General features: G+C 47.0%; 16 protein-coding genes. 15 read left to right on the top strand and 1 reads right to left on the bottom strand.

What is annotated here, in order from left to right:
* Positions 1–49: 49 nt before the first annotated feature.
* The 5 genes from spo0A (at position 50) to rny (ending at position 6,167) form a co-directional block, all read left to right on the top strand.
* Positions 50–850 (top strand): sporulation transcription factor Spo0A, encoded by an 801-nt coding sequence (spo0A, locus tag DW642_RS02055; protein ID WP_055218233.1) that lies wholly within the window; start codon positions 50–52, stop codon positions 848–850.
* Positions 851–1,042: 192 nt separating this feature from the next.
* Complete coding sequence (gene glgA / locus DW642_RS02050; RefSeq protein ID WP_117509104.1) at positions 1,043–2,485, top strand: glycogen synthase GlgA; 1,443 nt, start codon at positions 1,043–1,045, stop codon at positions 2,483–2,485.
* Between the two features lie 273 nt (positions 2,486–2,758).
* Positions 2,759–3,826 (top strand): recombinase RecA, encoded by a 1,068-nt coding sequence (gene recA / locus DW642_RS02045; RefSeq protein WP_022463338.1) that lies wholly within the window; start codon positions 2,759–2,761, stop codon positions 3,824–3,826.
* Positions 3,827–4,453 carry a regulatory protein RecX gene (locus tag DW642_RS02040; RefSeq protein ID WP_022463337.1) on the top strand — a complete coding sequence of 209 codons (627 nt, stop codon included), beginning with the start codon at positions 3,827–3,829 and terminating at the stop codon, positions 4,451–4,453.
* Between the two features lie 148 nt (positions 4,454–4,601).
* Positions 4,602–6,167 (top strand): ribonuclease Y, encoded by a 1,566-nt coding sequence (gene rny, locus DW642_RS02035; protein WP_022463336.1) that lies wholly within the window; start codon positions 4,602–4,604, stop codon positions 6,165–6,167.
* A gap of 112 nt (positions 6,168–6,279) precedes the next feature.
* Here the strand turns inward: rny and DW642_RS02030 are convergent, their stop codons facing one another.
* Positions 6,280–7,110 (bottom strand): AraC family transcriptional regulator, encoded by an 831-nt coding sequence (locus tag DW642_RS02030; protein ID WP_117509103.1) that lies wholly within the window; start codon positions 7,108–7,110, stop codon positions 6,280–6,282.
* 187 nt (positions 7,111–7,297) lie between these two features.
* On the opposite strand from DW642_RS02030, the gene DW642_RS02025 reads away from it, so the two are divergent.
* The 10 genes from DW642_RS02025 (at position 7,298) to DW642_RS01980 (ending at position 21,323) form a co-directional block, all read left to right on the top strand.
* Positions 7,298–9,880: a glycoside hydrolase family 3 protein gene (locus tag DW642_RS02025; RefSeq protein WP_055218222.1), complete on the top strand. Its 2,583-nt coding sequence runs from the start codon at positions 7,298–7,300 to the stop codon at positions 9,878–9,880.
* A gap of 214 nt (positions 9,881–10,094) precedes the next feature.
* Positions 10,095–10,670, top strand: a complete 576-nt coding sequence (locus DW642_RS02020) for a stage II sporulation protein M (RefSeq protein ID WP_117509102.1) — start codon at positions 10,095–10,097, stop codon at positions 10,668–10,670.
* Positions 10,671–10,781: 111 nt separating this feature from the next.
* Positions 10,782–11,663 (top strand): site-specific tyrosine recombinase XerD, encoded by an 882-nt coding sequence (gene xerD / locus DW642_RS02015; protein ID WP_117509101.1) that lies wholly within the window; start codon positions 10,782–10,784, stop codon positions 11,661–11,663.
* A gap of 206 nt (positions 11,664–11,869) precedes the next feature.
* Positions 11,870–13,387: a response regulator transcription factor gene (locus DW642_RS02010; protein ID WP_117509100.1), complete on the top strand. Its 1,518-nt coding sequence runs from the start codon at positions 11,870–11,872 to the stop codon at positions 13,385–13,387.
* Entirely contained in the window at positions 13,384–15,186 is a 1,803-nt protein-coding gene (locus tag DW642_RS02005) for a sensor histidine kinase (protein WP_117509099.1), read from the top strand. Before DW642_RS02010 ends, DW642_RS02005 begins: the two co-directional genes overlap by 4 nt.
* A gap of 325 nt (positions 15,187–15,511) precedes the next feature.
* The gene (locus DW642_RS02000) at positions 15,512–16,444 is read left to right on the top strand and encodes an ABC transporter permease (RefSeq protein ID WP_117509098.1); all 933 of its coding nucleotides are present in this window, start codon (positions 15,512–15,514) and stop codon (positions 16,442–16,444) included.
* Between the two features lie 24 nt (positions 16,445–16,468).
* Positions 16,469–17,377 carry a carbohydrate ABC transporter permease gene (locus tag DW642_RS01995; protein WP_117509097.1) on the top strand — a complete coding sequence of 303 codons (909 nt, stop codon included), beginning with the start codon at positions 16,469–16,471 and terminating at the stop codon, positions 17,375–17,377.
* Positions 17,378–17,419: 42 nt separating this feature from the next.
* Positions 17,420–18,955, top strand: a complete 1,536-nt coding sequence (locus DW642_RS01990; protein WP_117509096.1) for an ABC transporter substrate-binding protein — start codon at positions 17,420–17,422, stop codon at positions 18,953–18,955.
* Positions 18,956–19,115: 160 nt separating this feature from the next.
* A complete protein-coding gene (locus DW642_RS01985; RefSeq protein ID WP_158554955.1) occupies positions 19,116–19,937 on the top strand; it encodes an MBL fold metallo-hydrolase in 822 nt (273 codons plus the stop codon).
* A 39-nt stretch (positions 19,938–19,976) separates the two neighbouring features.
* On the top strand, positions 19,977–21,323 hold the full coding sequence (locus DW642_RS01980) for a glycoside hydrolase family 30 protein (protein ID WP_117509094.1): 1,347 nt from the start codon (positions 19,977–19,979) through the stop codon (positions 21,321–21,323).
* Positions 21,324–21,395: the final 72 nt, after the last annotated feature.

Genomic DNA, 21,395 nt, shown 5'->3' with positions numbered 1-21,395 from the left:
ATGCAGTGAAATTCCGGAAAGACTATGAGTTTTTGCAAAGGAGAGCTTTATGGAAAAGATCAACATTGCCATCGCGGATGATAACGAACGCATGCAGGAAATGCTTGGGAACGTCATAAAACAGGATGACACGCTTGAACTGATCGGGCAGACCGGAAACGGAAATGATATCTACAGTATCATCCGCGACAAAGAACCGGACGTCGTACTGCTTGACATTTTCATGCCGAAGATGGATGGTCTGACTGTAATGGAGAAAGTCAATGAGGATAAAAATCTGAAAAAAAGACCTGCCTTTATCGTTGTCTCCGCCGTAGGAGAGGAGAGGATCACCGAAGATGCGTTCCGGCTCGGCGCTTACTATTACGTCTTAAAACCGTTCGACAACGAAACTCTTCTGAACCGGATCAAAGCAACAAAAGGAATGACAGCAGTAAGAAGATACCATCCAAGAAATTTTACAAACCCCGGAAAAGAGCCGATCTGTCCGCCGGAAAACAGTCTGGAAATCGATGTGACAAATATGATCCACGAGATCGGCGTTCCTGCCCATATCAAAGGATACCAGTACCTGCGCGATGCGATTCTGCTTTCCGTAGAGGACACGGAAATGCTCAATTCCATTACCAAGATTCTCTATCCGACCATCGCGAAACGCCACCAGACAACGTCAAGTCGTGTCGAGCGTGCCATCCGCCATGCGATTGAAGTGGCCTGGAGCCGCGGCAAAATGGACACAATCGACGAGCTGTTCGGCTATACCGTGAACAACCGCAAGGGTAAACCGACAAATTCTGAATTTATTGCATTAATTGCAGATAAAATACGTCTTGAACTGAAAAATCAGTAAAAAGTAACAAAAAAATCCGAACAAACGGAGAAATTACAGAAGTTTAGACTTTTTTTTCTGGACAAAGTACGGTATAATACAGACAGGACGTTGATTATCCTTTCGCGTTTCATAGGATCGTGACAAAAAGGAAGGAATTACAGAAAAACAAAGATGCGATAATCAGCATGAAATTACAGGAGGATTCTTTTCATGAAAAATATTTTGTTCGTGGCTTCAGAGTGTGTACCGTTCATCAAAACAGGCGGTCTGGCGGATGTAGTAGGTTCTCTGCCGAAGTACTTCCCGAAAGAGTATTTTGATGTGCGCGTGGTGATTCCAAAATACGCAGGAATCAAAGAACAGTTTAAAAATCAGATGCGGTATGTGACAAACTTCTACATGGATCTGAACTGGAGACAGCAGTATGTCGGCATTTTCGAGATGGAATATGAAGGCATCAAATTCTACTTTATCGACAACGAGGAGCATTTCGGAGGAAGCACTCCATATGCGGGCATGCCGTGGGATCTGGAAAAATTTGCTTACTTCAGCAAAGCAGCGCTTTCCATTTTACCGACCATCGGCTTCCGCCCGGACCTCATCCACTGCCACGACTGGCAGACCGGTCTCGTTCCGGTTTACCTGCACGAGCGTTTCCAGGCAGATGAATTCTATCGGGGAATCAAAACCGTCATGACGATCCACAACCTGAAATTCCAGGGCATCTGGGACCGCAAGACGATTCAGAGCATTACCGGCCTTTCCGACTACTACTTCACACCGGATAAGCTGGAGTTCAAACACGATGCCAGCTACTTGAAGGGCGGTCTGGTTTACGCAGATGCGATCACCACCGTCAGCAATACATACGCGCAGGAGATTCAGACCCCGTTCTATGGCGAAGGACTCGACGGTCTGATGTGTGCAAGAGCAAACGATCTGCGCGGTATTGTAAACGGACTCGACTACAATGAGTGGAACCCGGAGACAGACGCTCAGATTGCAAAGAATTTCAATGTAAAGAACTTCCGTAAAGAGAAAGTGAAAAATAAACTGGCACTGCAGGAGGAGTTAGGACTCGAGGTCAATCCGAAGACGATGATGATCGGTATCGTATCCCGTCTGACCGATCAGAAGGGCTTCGACCTCATCAGCTATATGATGGATGAGATGTGCCAGGATGCCGTACAGTTTGTGATCCTTGGAACCGGCGAGGAGCGCTACGAGAACATGTTCCGCCACTTCGCATGGAAATATGACAAGAAGGTTTCGGCAAACATCTACTATTCCGATGCAATGTCGCACAAGATCTATGCATCCTGCGATGCCTTCCTGATGCCGTCCCTGTTTGAGCCATGCGGACTCTCCCAGCTCATGAGCCTCCGCTACGGAACCCTTCCGATCGTCCGCGAGACCGGCGGCCTCAAAGACACCGTAGAGCCGTACAATGAGTACGAGGGAACAGGAACTGGATTCAGCTTCACAAACTACAATGCGCATGAGATGATGGGTACCGTGCGGTACGCAGAGCGCATCTATTACGACAAAAAACGCGAGTGGAACAAGATGATCGACCGCGCAATGGTACAGGATTTCTCCTGGGCGAATTCCGCAAAACAGTACGAGGAAATGTACAACTGGTTGATCGGATAAGCTGGTCTGCATTCTGAAAAATAAGAAAAAAATCCCGAAATGGCAGAAGAGGAAAGAAAAGCCGTTTCGGGATTTTTTTGCAGTATTTTTGGGTTGCGGCAGGAGAGTGGAATATGCTACACTTGTGCATAAGGATATATTCGAAGCAGCTCCGGTGCAGAGGATTTGGGAGCTGAAAAAAGACACAAGAAAAACAGTTGACAACAAAGCAGATTTGTAATAGTATGTATACAGAAGCGAACGGACGTTCGCGTGGTAAGGAGAATATTCAGTATGGGAAATAATAACGAAGATAAACTGCGTGCACTCGATGCCGCACTTGGACAGATTGAAAAACAGTACGGAAAAGGAGCCGTCATGAAGCTCGGAGATTCCGCAGCAAACATGAACGTGGAAACCATCCCGACCGGCTCTTTAAGCCTGGATATCGCACTCGGTCTTGGCGGTGTGCCGAAGGGAAGAATTATTGAGGTATATGGACCGGAGTCTTCCGGTAAAACAACCGTAGCGCTCCACATGGTAGCCGAAGTACAGAAACGCGGCGGAATCGCCGGCTTCATCGATGCAGAGCATGCGCTCGATCCGGCCTATGCCAAAAACATCGGTGTTGATATTGAAAACCTTTATATCTCACAGCCGGACAACGGCGAGCAGGCACTTGAGATCACCGAGACGATGGTCCGTTCCGGTGCGGTAGACATCATCATCGTGGACTCTGTTGCAGCCCTCGTTCCAAAAGCCGAGATCGACGGCGACATGGGAGATTCCCACGTCGGACTGCAGGCGCGTCTGATGTCTCAGGCACTCCGGAAACTGACTGCAGCGATCAGCAAATCCAATTGTATTGTTATCTTTATCAACCAGCTGCGTGAAAAAGTCGGTGTCATGTTCGGAAATCCGGAGACCACAACCGGCGGCCGTGCACTGAAATTCTATTCTTCCATCCGTCTCGATGTCAGAAGAATTGAAGCCTTAAAGCAGGGCGGAGAGATGGTCGGAAACCGTACCAGAATCAAAGTCGTGAAAAACAAAGTAGCTCCGCCGTTCCGCGAGGCAGAATTTGATATCATGTTCGGAAAAGGAATCTCCAAAGAAGGAGACGTTCTGGATCTGGCAGCTTCCGTCGGCATCGTACAGAAGAGCGGCGCATGGTTCGCATACGGCGGCGACAAGATCGGCCAGGGACGCGAAAATGCGAAAGCATACCTGCGCGAGCATCCGGAAATCATGGATGAGATCGAGCACAAAGTGCGCGTGGCTTACGGCCTGATCAAGGAAGAAGCGCCGGAAGGCACAGAAGAAACAGCAGCAGTTCCGGAAACCGAAGGAGACGACGAATAAATGTTTGTGACAGAGATTCGTCCTCTGAATAAAAAGAAATCACGGATCCTCTTCGATGACGGAGAGGATCTGGTTCTTTATAACGGGGAAATCCGCGCTTCCCGCATCAAAGAGCAGGAGGAGCTTCCCGATGAGGTTTACGAAAAGCTGGCAGGGGAAGTGCTGACTAAAAGGGCCAAACACCGCGCGATGTATCTGCTGCTCGGACAGATGCGGACGAAAAAAGAGCTGGAAGATAAGTTACGAAAAGACGGCTATCCCGAGAGAGCCATTGAAGAGGCTGTCTCGTACGTGGAGAGCTTTCACTATATCGACGACCGCGCATACGTGGAGCAGTATCTTGCGGGCAGCGGTGCGAAAAAAGGGAAAAAGGCAGTCCTCTATGCGCTGGCACAGAAAGGCGTGGACCGGGAACTGGTGGAATCCGTCCTGGAAGAGCAGGAGGATGCCCGCGATGAGTATGAACTTGCAAAAAGTGCCGCCTTCGCAAAGCTCGGCACGCCGCACCGGCTGGATGAAAAAGAGTATCGCCGTGCCGCCGGTTTTCTGATGCGGAAGGGATTCGGCAGTTCCGAAATCCGTCGGGCACTGGAAGAATACCAAGATTCCGCTGACGAAGAATTCTGAATATTCTCGGCGATTCCGCCACATGCCGCGAAATTATGTGCAATAAATTACATGATTATTTTTAAAACATTGACAAATTTGTGAAAACAGTATAAAATTGTAGTGTTGTAAATGTGCAATGAAAACTAAATAAGGAGGTGCTCCGGTAATGGGTACAGGTATTACAATTCTGCTGGTATTCATTGCTGTAGTAGTCACGCTGCTTATTGCGGTTCCTGTTACCAGGAAAATTGCTGTGGACAATAAAATCAAGCAGGATGCTGAAAAAATTGGCACAGCGGAAGAAAAGGCGAGAAACATCATAGATGAAGCACTGAAAACTGCCGAAACTAAGAAACGGGAAGCCCTGCTGGAGGCGAAGGAGGAGTCTCTTCGTACGAAGAATGAAGTAGAAAAAGAGACCCGAGAGCGCAGAGCGGAACTGCAGAAATATGAGAAGCGCGTTTTATCGAAAGAAGAATCTGTAGATAAAAAAGCGGACGTATTGGAGCGTCGTGAAAACGAAATTGCAGCAAAAGAGGCAAGCGTCAGAAAGAAAGAAAAGGAAGTAGACGGTCTACACGAAAAAGGAGTACAGGAACTGGAAAGAATTTCCGGTTTTACCTCCGAGGAAGCAAAAGAGTATCTGTTAAAATCTGTGGAAGACGAAGTAAAAATCGACACAGCAAAGCTCTACAAAGAGCTGGAGAGCAGAGCAAAAGAGGAAGCAGGCCGTAAGGCAAAAGAGTATGTGGTAACAGCTATTCAGAAATGTGCTGTCGATCACGTATCCGAGAGTACCATCTCCGTGGTACAGCTTCCGAGCGATGAAATGAAAGGCCGCATCATCGGCCGTGAAGGACGAAACATCCGTACACTCGAAACCATGACAGGCGTTGACCTGATCATCGACGATACACCGGAAGCAGTCGTTCTTTCCTCATTCGATCCGATTCGCCGTGAGGTGGCAAGAATTGCTCTGGAAAAACTGATCGTAGACGGAAGAATCCATCCGGCCCGCATCGAAGAGATGGTAGAAAAGGCCCGCAAAGAAGTAGAACAGAATATTCGCGAGGAAGGCGAGGCAGCCGCACTGGAAGTCGGTGTACACGGACTTCATCCGGAGCTGATCCGTCTCCTTGGAAGAATGAAATTCCGTTCCAGCTACGGACAGAATGCATTAAAGCATTCGATCGAGGTAGCACAGCTTTCCGGTCTCCTCGCAGGAGAGGTAGGATGCGATGTCCGCATGGCAAAACGTGCCGGACTGCTTCATGATATCGGTAAATCCATCGACCATGAGGTAGAAGGATCTCACATTCAGATCGGTGCAGATCTCTGCAAAAAGTACAAAGAATCTCAGATTGTGATCAACACAGTAGAATCACATCACGGGGATGTAGAGCCCCAGTCTCTGATTGCATGTATCGTTCAGGCAGCGGATGCAATTTCCGCAGCAAGACCGGGTGCAAGAAGAGAAACACTCGAAACATATACCAACAGATTAAAACAGTTGGAAGACATCACGAATTCGTTCAAGGGTGTCGAAAAATCTTTTGCTATTCAGGCTGGTAGAGAAGTCCGCATCATGGTTGTTCCTGAGCAGGTATCCGATTCTGAAATGGTACTGCTCGCAAGGGATATCTCGAAACAGATCGAAGCTGAACTGGAATACCCGGGACAGATCAAGGTTAATGTTATCCGCGAGAGCCGTGTAACGGATTACGCGAAATAAAAGACTTTCTACGAAACAATTTAATAACGAAATCAAAAAGAGGCTGTGGACATGAGCAATCATGTTCCACAGCCTTTTCAGTGTGTATAAGAACAGTAAGTTTCAAAAGAATTTATATGTGCCGTATCCGGTTCGAGCGCATTTTCTGAGGCGTAGAGCCATACAGCTTTTTGAAGGTCCGCATAAAAATTTTGTAATTTGACAGCCCGTTTTTCTCCATCAGTACCGTGATCGTTTCGTCGGAATTCTGTAAATCTTCGTACAGGTGCATCGTGCGCACATCGTTCAGATATTCGAGAAAGGTCTGTCCGGTATACTTTTTAAAGAGCCGGCAGAAATACTCCTTCGAGAGCGCCAGGGAATCCGCGGCTGTTTCGAGGCTTAACGGTTCCGGGTAATGCACTTTTACCCAGTTCATAACGTGTGTCACGCGCTGCAGATCGCGCTGTGAACCCGTGAGGGATGCCGAAGGGATCTGGTGGGAATACGACCGGCAGAGATGGTACAGAAATTCGTACAGTCGTGAGGTAAAGAGAAGCTGGTATGAATCGGAAGGATTCTGCCGGATCTCGTTCATCTCCGAGAGCAGTGCGCGGAGCGGAGCCGGCTGTTCCGAGCAGGGAATAATCGTGTCGAAACGCATCGTATCAAAGTCCGGCAGATATTGGCGCATCTGGCTTGCGGAAATCTGCAGCAGAAGATATGTACAGGTGTTAGAGCGCGTCATATGGAGGTCGCCGGAGTTGATGATAATCAGATCGCCCTCGTTTAACTGATACTCCGTTGCCTGGACAATCGCGGAAAACTGTCCCCTGATCAGATAGAGAATTTCCACATATTCGTGCCAGTGTGCCGGAAAAACAAAAGCGGGCGCATCCTGCAGCTCAAAACGGACGTGCAGCAGATCGGTTTCGTGTATTGTTTCGTAAAAGCAGGATTCCATAAGTACCTCCAGGATGTGATAGAAATATACGTCAATTATAATCAAAAAAGATAAGAATATTGTACCAGAAATTGGGCGAAATATCAATATCAACCAGAGAAAGGACAAGAAAGGAACTAGAAGTTACACGAAAAAGGGAAGATAATGGAGACATTAGCACGAAACAAAGTTTGGGAGGAACAAAGACATGAAAGCAAAGGTAAGAACCTTTAACGGAACTACATCTCCGGAAGTAACCCAGCGTGAAACAGATCACCGCAAACTTGCCCGCGAGGCAGCAGCAGAGGGATTCGTTCTTCTGGAAAACAAAGATCATTTCCTGCCGCTGGCAAAGGGCAGCAAGGTAGGTCTTTACGGAGCAGGTGCGATCCGCACCATCAAAGGAGGCACCGGTTCCGGCGATGTCAATGAGCGTGACAGCGTTAATATTTTCCAGGGCATGAAAAATGCAGGCTACGACGTAACAAGCAGTGAATGGCTGGAGGATTACGATAAACTCTACGTACAGGCAAGACTGGACTGGAAAAATGAGATTTTCACAAAATTGAACGGAGACGACACAAAATTCTTTGATGCGTACTCTGCAACCCCGTTCTTTATGCCATCCGGAAACCCGATCGATGAAGAGAAAGCAGCAGCCGACGGTGCAGACACCGCATTCTTCGTTCTGGCACGTATCGCAGGAGAGAACAAAGACCGTTTTGATACGGAGGGTGACTACTTCATCTCCAAAGAAGAGAAAGCTATTCTGGCACAGGTTTCCAGATGCTATAAAAACGTTGTTCTTGTTATCAACACTGGCGGCCTGATGGATCTGGCATTCGTAGAAGAATTTGACAATATCCGCTCTATTTTACAGTACGTACAGGCAGGCCAGGAAGGCGGAAATGCATTTGCTGATGTTGTAAGCGGCGATGTAACCCCATCCGGAAAAATGACAGATACCTGGGCAAAAGATTACTATGATTATCCGGGTGCAGAGGTTTACAGCTACAAGAGCGGCGACCTCATGAAAGAAAAATACGAAGAGGGTATCTTCGTTGGATACCGTTACTTTGATACCTTTGAAGTACCAGTCCGTTACTCCTTCGGTTACGGTATGTCCTACACCGATTTCGAGATCAGAACCGATGACATCAAAGTAAGCGGCCGCGGTATGATGAATCCGAAAGTAAGCGTGACTGTTACCGTCACCAACACCGGCGATACTTATGCAGGAAAAGAAGTTGTACAGATCTACGCTTCCTGCCCGCAGGGCAGACTGGTGAAAGAGTTCCGCCGTCTGGCAGGCTTTGGAAAAACAAAACTGCTGGCTCCGAAGGAATCCCAGACCATGACCATCACCTTCCCGCTGTATCAGCTGACTTCCTATGAGGAGGAAAGCGCATCCTGGATTCTGGAGCCGGGCATGTATGGTATCTGGATTGGAAATGATCTGAATACATCTGTTCTCTCCGGCGCGCTGGAGCTGGACGAGAAAGCAGTCATGACAGCGTGTGAAAATATCTGCCCGCTGAAAGAGGAATTGAATGAGATTGTTCCTGATGCAGAAAAAGTTCAGGCAAGAGAGGCTGCATGGCAGAAGGAAGTAAAAGAAAAGAGAATGAGCGTGATCGAGCTTAAAGCATCTGAGATCCCAACTGAGAAAGTAGATTACCAGCCGGTACCGGAAGAGCTTCCTGGAAAAGCAGGAAAGATTGTGGAATCCCTTTCTGTGGATCAGCTGGCACTCCTTGCAACCGGTGATCCGGGAAGAGCACAGGGCAACGCGCTTGGCTCCGCAGGAATTTCTGTTCCGGGAGCAGCAGCGGAGACATCCCCGTGTGCTTCGGAGGAGCCGTGGAATGTAACCACGATTGCTCTGGTCGACGGACCTGCAGGTCTTCGTCTGAAGAGAGAATACCAGGTAGACAACGGAGAGATCGTAGCGAGCGATTTCCTGGCGGCACTGGAAGGCGGATTCTTCAGCAAACCGCAGGAAAAACGCGGAACAACCTATTATCAGTTCTGTACCGCAATTCCGGTTGGAACACTTCTGGCACAGAGCTGGGATGTAGAACTGATCAAGAGAGTCGGCGAGATGATCGGCCATGAGATGGAGCTGTTCAACGTAACACTGTGGCTGGCACCTGGCATGAACATCCACAGAAATCCGCTCTGCGGAAGAAACTTTGAATATTATTCCGAGGATCCGCTGCTTGCCGGTATGATGGCGGCTGCTATGACGCTCGGTGTACAGAAGGTACCGGGCTGCGGAACCACGATCAAACATTTCGCATGCAACAATCAGGAGGATAACCGTATGGGCTCCGATTCCATCCTGTCCGAGCGTGCACTGCGTGAGATCTATCTGAAAGGCTTTGAAATCGCAGTCAAAGATGCACAGCCGATGTCCATTATGACATCTTACAACCTGATCAATGGTGTGCACGCTGCAAACTGCTACGATACCTGCACGAAAGCAGCGAGAGATGAGTGGGGATTTGCAGGAGCTATCATGACCGACTGGACAACCACCAACGTACAGATCCAGGGCGAGTGTACGGCAGCGGGCTGCATGAGAGCCGGAAATGACATGGTAATGCCGGGTCTGCCGGAGGATCACGAGAACATCAAAAAAGAACTTGCAGATGGAACTCTGACGATGGCAGAACTGAAACGCTGCATCTATAACACGGTAAATATCGTACTGCAGTCCAATATGTACGAGGGCGCAGTCAGCTACCTTGATCAGTTCGATGATCTGGATACCTATCTTGTCGTGAAATAAAAGAAGTGAAAAATATCTTATGGGGATATACAAAAAGCAGGGTTTGAAATGAACGGACATTTCGGTGCGTGAGACATTGGGGGACCCTGATAAGAGGAAAGAAGTGCCATTCGCAGATGGGGGTCTGCGGAGCAGGCACTTCTTTTACGTATATCGTCTATGAACCGTGAATACATTGACAGTAAGGCAGAAAATAAGGAGGCGCAAAAAGCAAATGAGAGAACGGGATGAGAATGCATATATTCGTTTTTTTGCCCTCTGGTTTGCGGCCGGTATGACCCTCGGTGTACTGCTGCTGCTTACGGCATCCCACATGGGAATGAAGGAGGGAAATAGCGTCCGCCTCTTTCAGGCGGAGGCGTTTTTTGGAAGAAAAATTTCCGCAAAGGCCTGCTTTTCCTATCTTCTAAAGGTACGGTTAGCACCGGCATTTGCGGGACTTCTCTTTGGATTGACGGCAATCGGTGCGTATTTTGCCACTGCTGCCGTTTGGGCATATGGTTTTCTGTGTGGCGTCTTTCTCTCGGCTGCCTATCTGCAGAACGGAATGGCAGGTCTTTTATTCTTTTTTTTGGCTCTTTTTCCGCAGATTTTCCTCTACCTTGCCGCGTTATTTCTGATGGCTGCTGCGTGCAGCCGGATGGCAGAGACGAATCACCTTGCCGGCGGCATACAGAAAAAGGAATATTTTTGCTTCGGCGTGCGCTACTTCTTTGCACTGATCCTGCTTCTGTGGGGTATTCTGCTTGAGAGTTATGTCAATCCGTGGTTTCTTGCGAAAATCCTGTAAAAACGGTCTGAAAAGGGAATTGCATTTTTGAAAAAACGTGTATATAATTAAAAGCATTGTTACCCTTTATCGGGCAGTGAGAGGGAGAAAAAAGCAAAAAGGAAAAAAGCTATGCAGGAAACGATACAGTCATTTACGGACTATCTACAGACGGAAAAGAAAGCGTCAAAAAATACAGAAGTCTCCTATCAGCGCGATCTTCGAAAGCTGGCAGTTTTTTTGAAGGAGCACGGAATAGAAAAACCGGAGCAGATGAATGCAACGGTTTTAAATTCTTATTTATTATATCTGGAGCGGGAACACTTCTCCCCGGCAACGATCTCGCGCAGCATTGCGGCGATTCATATGTTTTGCCAATATGCATGTCAGGAGGGAAAAATGGTATCTGACCCGTCGAAAGCGTTGCAGCCACCGAGGGTTGAGCGGAAAATGCCGGAGATCCTTTCCATCGCAGAGGTCGATCTGCTGCTTCGCCAGCCCAAAACCGACACGCCAAAGGGTATCCGCGACAAAGCAATGCTGGAAATGCTGTATGCGACCGGTATCCGCGTCAGTGAGCTGATCCATTTGAAGATACAGGATGTCAACCTTATGATGGGCTACATCACCTGCCGCGATGAAAAGGAGCGGATCGTTCCGTTCGGCGGACCGGCGAAAAAGGCGTTGGAGCAGTATCTGGGGAGTGCGCGCGCAGCCCTGATGCATGGACGGGATGATGATGTATTGTTTGTCAACTGCTCCGGAGGTCCGATGAGTCGTCAGGGATTCTGGAAAATTCTGAAATCCTATGCGAAATCCGCAGGCATTACGGCGGATATTACGCCGCATACCCTGCGTCATTCGTTTGCAACCCATCTGCTGCAAAACGGTGCGGACTTAAAGAGTGTCCAGGAGATGATGGGACACGCCGATATTTCGACGACGCAGATGTATCTCCACCTTGGTGTGAATAAGATTCGGGATGTGTACCGGAAGGCACATCCGAGAAAGTAGCAGATTGAACAAAAAAAAGAAATGGAAAAAGCGTATTTGGCAAAACTTGAATGAAAAGATTTGCCAAATACGCTTAATTTTTTGAGATTATGCAGATTAGAATGTGCCAGGAAACAGCAGTTTTGATTCACAAGCTACAAAATCTGTGTTATACTGAAAAACAGGTTTTACATTTAAGTATGATATAAGCAAAGGGGTATCACAACATGAAACTGATTGTGGTAGAAGATGAAAAGATTATTCGAACTGGCCTTTTAAAGCACGTTCCGTGGCAGCGCCTTGGTGTTTCGGAAGTTGAAGCGGCCGCGAACGGAGAGGAAGCATTGGCGAAAACGGAAAATTTCCGGCCGGATATCGTTCTTTCGGATATTCGCATGCCGGGCATGAGCGGTGTGGATCTGTGCCGAAAATTAAGAGAAAAATTCCCGGAGATCGAGATTATCTTTTCGACGGGCTATGCAGATAAAGAATATCTGAAAGCAGCAATCGATTTGCATGCAGTCGGATACGTGGAAAAACCGGTTAATGTGAAGCTGCTCTCGGAAAACGTCGAGGAAGCAGTGCAGCGTGTGAGAGAGCGCAGAAAAAGCGAACGCGCGAAACTTCGAAACTATCTTTTGGAGGTGGATACCGATGTTTCACTGGAACAGGCGGAGGGAGCCTATTTTCGCATTGTCATGATCCATTTTGACAGTGAAGGCTGTGGAGCCGGATTCTTACCGGAATTTGAAAAAATGGCCAAGGAAGCACTGCGACCATATCAGATTTCGATAACAATGACACTTTTTGATCCATTCTGTCTGATTTTGCTCCTTGGAAGTGAAAAAGAAAAACGTTGGAAAGAAATGGAACCGATTTTAGTTGAGACGTTGAAGAGCTGTACACAGGACGGTTCGATTTCGGGCTGCTTTTTATCGCATGGAAGAAGAGGCAGCTGTCAGAAAGACATCTTATTGTCTTATCGTCAGGCAAAGGAAGCGGGAAAAGCTCTTTCGTGGCTTGGATGGGGAAAAAGTGTCTGCTACGATGACATTCCGCCAGAGAAGCCGTGGATGGATGACGCCAAGAAACAGAGGGATGAATTTTATCAACTCCTTATAGACAACAATGAAAAAGGTGCCTGCCTTTTTCAGGAAGAATTGTATGAAAAACTGGTTAGCCATCATCTGTGTATGAGTTCTGACATACGGTACCATTATTGTGTGATGCGTGATATGCTGGAAAAAGCAGCAGAATATCGATATCCCGGTATGCTGGAAAAGCCGTGGGAACAGAGAGGAACCGATTTCTTTATGCAGGCAGAAACGTTTGCGGAAATGAAAGAGGAGATGATACGCAGAATCGAGCAGCTTTTTGAAAAACAGAATGGAAAAACGAATACGCATAAAACGGAGAACCGTTATAATGTGAGCCGTATCACGGAATATATTCAGGAACATTATGCAGATCAGGATCTTTCTATTGGAACACTCGCTGAGCTTGTTTATCTGACACCGACGTATCTTTCTACCGTGTTTAAAAAACAAACGGGGCTTACAATTGGACAGTACCTGCTGGAAGTGCGTGTAGAGAATGCGAAACAGAAAATGCGTGATCCGCAGCTGAAATTCTATCAGGTATCTGAAATGGTGGGTTATGAGGATGCCAATTATTTTGCGAAAATCTTTAAAAAGAAGACGGGGGTTACCCCGACAGAGTATAAGGAGAGCCTGCAGATGCGATGAAAAATCCATTACAGAAATTGTCAATGCATAAGAGAATGATGTTGTATTTCTCCGTTCCGCTGATTCTGGTGCAGATTTTACTCTGCTTTTTATGTTATCCGCAGGTGGTGCGCCATTATCGTGAAAAAACAGATTACTCAATGGAACAGTCGGTAAGCCAGGCGATTTCTTTTACGGAGAGTTATCTGCGGAATATGACGTATCTGGCGAATATGGTGGAGGACAATGGGGTAATTCAGAATACACTGTCAGCGGATGGCTTTGGAGAAGAAAGACCATACATGGAGCAGTGGCTGGAATACTATGAGCTGAATAAAGAATTTAATTCCTACGAGATTTCGAACTCGATCTATCGTTTCTGCCTGTACGTGCCGGATGAGGTGATGTATGCGGGAAATCAATATTATTTCGATGGAGTATCAAGGCTTAAGGAACGCAGCGATTACGTTGATCTGCGGTATGCTCTGAACACGGGAGAAGATTACGTTGCAATCAGTCGTGAGAGAGACGGTGTGGATCAGCAGGATACCTCGCAGATGGTTACCCTGTATCACCGGATTGCATCCAAAAAAGAAAAAGAAGAGGAACTTGGTATCTGCAGCATCAGTGTTTCTGCGAAATATTTCCAGGATATTATGAAAAATGCCAATATCACATCAGAAGGTCTTGTTTATCTGATGAGTGAAAACGGCAGGATGATTACCAGCTCTAACAGCAGTATTCTTCAAAAAATGCAGAAAAAAGGAATACTTTTAAACTATGGCGCGGAGCTTTTTATGGAAAAAAAGAAGGAGGGACAGAAGGAATATTACATTACCCGGCAAAATGTGGACGGTGCATCCTGGCAGATGATCTTGATAATTCCCGAAAATGAATATGAGGATCAGTACACGTTTCTGTGGCTCTCAGCGGCTCTGATGCTTGGAAGTATGATTGCCGTTATTGTATTGATGTCATATCTTCTTTCCGGTTACTACGTTGGAAGACTGAAAAAGCTGAATGTGGAAATGACGGGTCTGGAAAGCGGAAATCTGAACGCAAATCTGCCAATCACAACCGAGGAAGATGAAATTGAGGAAATTTATCACAATTTTAACGGTATGGTGCAGGAAGTCCAGCGGCTGATGCAGGAGCATTATCAACTTGGTAAGGAAGTTAAAATGGCAGAGGTACGGGCACTGCAGGCGCAGATCAACCCACATTTTCTCTACAATACGCTGGATCTGATTAACTGGATTTCCATGGACTACGGTGCAGAGGAGATCGGAACGCTGACGTGGAATCTGGCCCGGTTCTATCGGTTGAGTCTGAATCATGGAAAGAGCCTGATTTCCATCGGGGAAGAAGTCGAGCATGTTGAGGTTTATGTCAATATCGAAAATTATCACTTTGATAACGCCATTTCTCTCGAGGTAGATGTACCGGAAGAACTGAAGAGCTATGCATGTCTCAATATTATTCTCCAGCCATTTGTGGAAAATGCGATCGTCCATGGGATTGCGGAGAAACCGGATATTGAAAGCTGTGAGATCCGGATCTGCGCGAGAAGAGAGGAACAGGATATTGTTTTTTCTGTGCAGGATGACGGACCCGGTGTCGATGTGAAAGAGATGCAGAAAGAGACACAGCAGGACATCCGGACAGCACAGCATGGCTATGGTGTGCGGAACATCAACTTTCGCCTGAAGCTCTGCTTCGGTGAAAAGTATGGTGTTACGTATCTGGAAAGTGAAAAAGGAACGCATGTTGAGATCAAAATTCCGGTTATGACAATGGCAGAAGCGGAAGAGAAGATCTGAAAAGAAAGAGAGAGGAAAAACTCTCTTTCTTTTTGTATAAAAATTGTGAAAATGAGCGGAGAGATGTGGAAAGTACGCTGACAAATTGACAAGAAACAGGAAGAAAAACAAGATTTTTCCTGTGCAAGATCACAAAAATCATAAGAAATTACTAGAAATCGAAGTTTTGTTGGGTACAAAATAGCTAAATCCTTCGGTATAATAGGGTCATCAGTTGAGAACAAGCCCAAGACAAAGCGATGCGTGGAGGGTCTTGGGAGCACTCTTGTACAGGCCGGCAGTTGCATACAGTGCAGGAACGATGAAAAAGAAAGGAAGTCAACAAATGGGAAAGCATGTGAAAAGTTTTGTAGCAGAAGTAAAGAAAAACAGAGCCCTTTTTGTTATGGCGATGCCTGCATTTTTGCTGGTATTGATTATGCAGTACCTTCCGATGTCCGGACTGGTGCTTGCATTTAAGAACTATCGATATGATCTTGGCGTATTCGGAAGTGAATGGAATGGATTTGCAAACTTCGAATACCTGTTCTCATCCGGAACCGGATGGCTGATTACGAGAAACACAGTTGTGTACAACCTGTTAAACCTGGTTACTTCACAGCTTCTTGCGGTATTGATCGCAATTTTTATTTCTGAGATCAACAAAAAAATCTTTAAAAAAGTGACACAGTCAATCATTTTCTTACCGTACTTCATCTCCTGGGTTATCGTTGGAGTTTTTGTTTACAATATCTTCAACTATGAAACCGGTATCCTGAACAGTATCGTAACCTTCTTTGGAGGGGAGAAGATCAATATGTACGATGCATCCAAAGCCGGTATATGGCCATGGATCATCTGTCTGTTCAACTCATGGAAATGGTGTGGATATAACTCCGTTATTTACATCGCAGCAATTACCGGTGTCGATGCTGAGATTCACGAAGCAGCTTCCATCGACGGTGCAAATATTTTTGAGAGAATCCGTTTCATCACTCTTCCGAGCATTCTTCCGACCATTATCACCATGCTTCTTCTGCAGGTTGGCCGAATTCTCCGTGGTGATTTCGAGATGTTCTATCAGATCGTTGGAAACAACGGACAGCTCTTCAACAAGACCGATGTTATTGATACCTATGTATTCCGTTCCCTGATTCAGAACTCCAACCTCGGTATGACAGCGGCAGCATCTTTCTATCAGTCCGTCATCTGCTTTGCGACTATTCTGATCGTAAACGCAATCGTAAAACATGTAGAAGAAGATCTTGCACTGTTCTAAGACAGAAAAAAGGAGGAATTAGTTATGCAAGCTGTTGCAAAATCACAGAAAATCAAGAAAAGTACTTCTACAAAAGTATTTTATGTCATCTGTTACACCTTTGTTGCGCTGATGGCTCTGGTATGTTTACTGCCGTTTATTATGGTGGTTTCCGGTTCGTTTTCATCTGAGCAGGCGATTCGGTTTCAGGGTTATGGCATTCTCCCAAGAGAATTTACCACAGCCGCTTACGCACTGATCTTCAAGAGCCCGATGACCGTTGTCCGTGCTTACGGGGTATCTATTTTTATCACCCTCGCCGGAACTGCAGTAGGACTTCTGCTTACGACAATGACCGCTTACGTGATCAGCCGTAAAGATTTCAAGTACAGAAATGCTCTGTCCTTCTTCTTCTACTTTACGACCCTGTTTAACGGCGGTATGGTTTGCTCCTATATTTTCTACATCCAGTATCTGCACTTAAAAGACAGCTACCTTGCCCTGATCTTACCGGGTGTGTTCAATGTCTTCTACCTGTTGATCATGAGAACCTTCGTATCCGCAATTCCGACCGCACTGATCGAATCTGCGAAGATTGACGGCGCAGGCGAGTTTAAAACATTTTTCAGCATCATCCTTCCGCTTCTGAAATCCGGAATGGCAACCATCGGTCTGTTCCTTGCGCTTGGTTACTGGAATGACTGGTACAATGCAATGCTGTATATGAATACAGAAACAAAATATCCGCTGCAGTACATGCTGTATGCCCTGATGCAGAAAACGCAGGCAATGTCCCAGATGGCAAGCTCTGCAAACATTCCGCTGCAGGATATGCCATCCAACTCCCTGAAGCTGGCCATGGCAGTTGTGGCAACCGGCCCGATCATTCTGGTTTACCCGTTTATACAGAAATATTTTGTAAAAGGTGTTACAATCGGTTCCGTCAAAGGCTGATGGAACGATTAGATAAAGGCAACGAAAAAGGAGGAAAAAGAAATGCAAAACAAAAAATTAAGAAAAGCACTTGCTGTATCCATGGCAATCGCCATGACCGGAGGCCTGCTTGCAGGCTGCGGAAGCAACAATTCCAGCTCTTCCAATGGTGGAGCTGCAAAGAGCGGATCTACATCATCCGCAAGCGGTGAGCTTGACACATCCGAGTTTGTGGAGCTTTCCATGTATGTCATCAGTGACCGTCCGGCAGGACAGGATGCAATCGACGAGAATCTGAACAAACTCTTAAAAGAGAAACTGAACTGCTCTTTGAAAATCAACTGGATCGGCTGGGCGGAGTACGCAAACAAATATCCGTTGCTGTTCTCTTCGGGAGAAGAGTTTGATATGGCATACAGTGCATCCTGGCTGAACTTTGCATCTCTGGCGCAGAAGGGTGCCTTCAAGAGCCTTGATGAGCTCTGGCCAACCTACGCACCGAAGAACTTTGCAGCACAGTCTGAGGAAGCAAAACAGCAGGCAACAGTAAATGGAAGCTATTATTGTGTTCCTTCCCTGCTGTCTACCTACAATTCATATGGTCCTATCTATCGTGGTGACCTGGTAGAGGGAACCGAATGGGACGGAAAGATGGAGACCTTTGAAGATATTGAAGAGTACTGCGATATCATCAAAGAAACGCATCCGGAAATGGAGTGCATCGATCTGTACTCTACAGCACCGGAAATCTTCTTCATGTATATGGAAAATCAGGGACTGGCAGCCTTCAACGGAATCCGTTATCTGTGGTATGATCCAAATGCAGAAAATCCAACTGTTATGACTTCCTATGAGCTGGAGAAAACACCGGAATTCCTGGAAATGATGGCAAGATGGAATGAGAAAGGATTTTATTCAAAATCTGCTCTGTCAGACACGGACAGCACGAAATTTCAGAATGGTAAAGCAGCTCTGAAGATCCATAACATTGATTCCTATGTGGGACAGGCAATTCTTCATCCGGAATACGATATTCACTATTCTAACATGGTAAAAGATGTTGCACATCTTCCATATACGCAGGACTGTATGGTAATCTCCAATACTTCCAAGAATCCGGAGAGAGCAATGGCACTGTGGGATCTGATCACCAATGATCAGGAAGTATACGATGCATTCTACTACGGCATTGAAGGAACTTCTTATGAGCTGAACGATGAAGGACAGTTCAAGGTTCTGGATACGGACAACTATGGAACGAGCGCAATGTGGTCTGCAAGAAGTGATGCTCTGAACCGTCAGGCGATCGGTACTCCGGACGATTATAAGACTAACATTGATGAGTTTGAGTCCCACATCGTTTCTGGACAGGGAAATGAGAAATTCACAGGATTTGTACTGGATACCTCTTCCTTCGAGACCCAGCTTGCTGCATGCAACAATGTACAGCAGCAGTACTGGTGGCCGCTTGAGCTCGGATACACAGATGCAGAATCTGGTTTGGCTGATTATCAGTCCCAGATGGAAGCAGCAGGAATCGAGACCATGAAAGAGGCAGCTCAGAAACAGCTTGACGCTTACGTAGCAGGCCTGAAATAAAACGAATTTCCGAAAGGGAAACGCAAAGACTATATAACTTCTGCCGCAGGCAGAACAGACGGACAAAAAGCAGGTACTGGAGCAGAACATATCGTGGGGGTATGCGTGCGGTGCCTGCTTTTTCCGAAAACAGCCATCATGTATGGGAGGGAACAAAACTATGATAAAAGAACCAATGGTAATGGAAATTGCGAAAAACACCTACGCCATCAACGAATTCGGTCTGTCCGCGTGTTATTTTCTGGTCGGAGAGGAGCGTGCGCTTTTGATTGACACCGCATGCGGCCTTTCTGATCTGAAAGGCATCGCGGCAAGCTTGACGGACAAGCCGTACGACGTTGTCCTGACGCACGGCCATCTCGATCATGTCGGCGGAATCGGTGCGTTTACGGATGTCTATCTTGGCGAGGCAGATTTTGCTATGACACGGAACCTGAACGCAGAACAGCTGCGCGGCTTTGCTGATGAAATTGGAAGAAACGGCGGCTATCAGGCATATGAGTATGATCTCAACAAAATTCAGCCGTTCGAAATGCCGACATTCCATGCCCTGCACGAGGGCGATGTTTTCGAACTGGGAAACCGCCGCGTCGAGTGCATCGAGGTGGCCGGCCACACGCCGGGCGGCATCTGTTTTCTTGATGAAGCGACGAAAATCCTGTTCTCCGGCGATGCCTGCAACCAGAATCTTCTTGTCCTCGGCTGCAGCGTGAGAAAAACGCTGGAAGGGCTGTATCACCTGAAAACATACGAAACCCGCTATGAGAGATCCTACAGCGGGCACATCGGTTTCGGCGGCATGCAGGGCTATTTCAGCCAGCCAGAGACGATTCTCGATGACTGCATCAAAACCGCCGAGCAGATTCTGTCCGGCGAAGCAGAAGGAAAAACCGCACCGCGGGAAGGCATGCTCTATGCCGAACACGGAACCGCAAGACTCAGTTATTACCCGGACTGCCTGGAAAAGGATCCGGAGCGATAAAATGATCTGCAAAAAGCAGAGAAAAGGAGAAGAAAACTTATGGCAAAAGTAACATTACACGCAACCATCTTTGGGGAAGATGGCATCAAAACAAGAGACTATGAAACTGCACTGATCCCGGACGCGAAAAATCAGGAAATGCAGGTCATCAACCTGTACCCGGACAAGACGTATCAGAAAATTGAGGGATTTGGCGCCGCACTCACCGAGTCCGCAGGCTATGCACTGTCCCGCATGAGTGAGGAAAACCGTAAGAAAGTAGTAGAAGCGTATTATGGAAAAGACGGCATTGGCTATACGATCGGCCGGATTCACATGGACAGCTGTGACTTCTCCATCGGCAATTACTGCGCAGTCGAAAACCCGGACGATCCGGAATTCAGGGATTTTAGCCTGGAAAGAGATGCAAAATACGTGCAGCCGCTCGTAAAAGCTGTTTCCAAAACTCTTGGCAAACCGGTCTCACTGCTGCTTTCCCCGTGGTCCCCGCCAGCCTTCCTGAAAGAGACCGGCGTGAGAAACGGCGGCGGCCACCTGAAAAAAGAAAGCTATCCGGATTACGCAAATTATATTGCAAAATACATCACCGAGTACGAAAAACTCGGCCTGCCGATTTCCTGGATGACGGTACAGAATGAGCCGCTGGCTGTTCAGACCTGGGATTCCTGCGAATATACGGCAGAAGAGGAAAAAGAATTCCTGCGTGACTATCTGTACCCGACCTTAAAAGAAAAAGGCCTTGATCACGTAAAACTGTACATCTGGGACCACAACAAAGAGAGAACGTACGAGAGAACCCGCGACATTGTGGATGAGACAACGAAAGATATGATTGCTGGTGTTGCATACCACTGGTATTCAGGCGATCATTTTGACACCCTCTCGATGGTAAGAGAAGATTACCCGGATCTGATGCTGATGCACAGTGAGGGCTGCGTAGAGCTGGCACGGTACGGTGCGGCTGCCGGAAACTCTCTGCGCCATGCAAAACAGTATGCGCACGACATCATCGGCGATCTGAACCATGGCATGAATTACTGGATTGACTGGAACCTCGTGCTTGATGAGATCGGCGGCCCGAACCACGTGGACAACTTCTGCGGCGCACCGATCATTTGCGACGGAACGACCGACACAATCGAAGTAAAACCGATGTTCCACGCGATCGCCCACTTCTCAAAATACATCAAACCGGGCGCCGTCCGCATCGCAAGCTCCACGTATTCGCCGGATCTTGAGGTTACAGCAGCGAAAAACCCGGATGGAACGATTGCACTCGTTGTATTAAATACGTCAGAAGAGACGAAAGTAGTCAATCTCCGCATGAACGGAACCACAACCCGCCTGACCTTCTGGGGCAATAGCATTGCAACGGTATTGATTTAACAACCTTATCATAACAAAAGAAAGAAACCTCTGTGCAGACCGGTAAAATCTGCGACAGAGGTTTCTTTCATA

The sequence above is a fragment of the Blautia sp. AM23-13AC genome (assembly GCF_003435675.1).
Classification (GTDB): Bacteria; Bacillota; Clostridia; order Lachnospirales; family Lachnospiraceae; genus Fusicatenibacter; species Fusicatenibacter saccharivorans.
The sequence above is the reverse complement of the archived record's forward strand: the minus strand, read 5'-3'. Positions and strand labels throughout refer to the sequence as shown.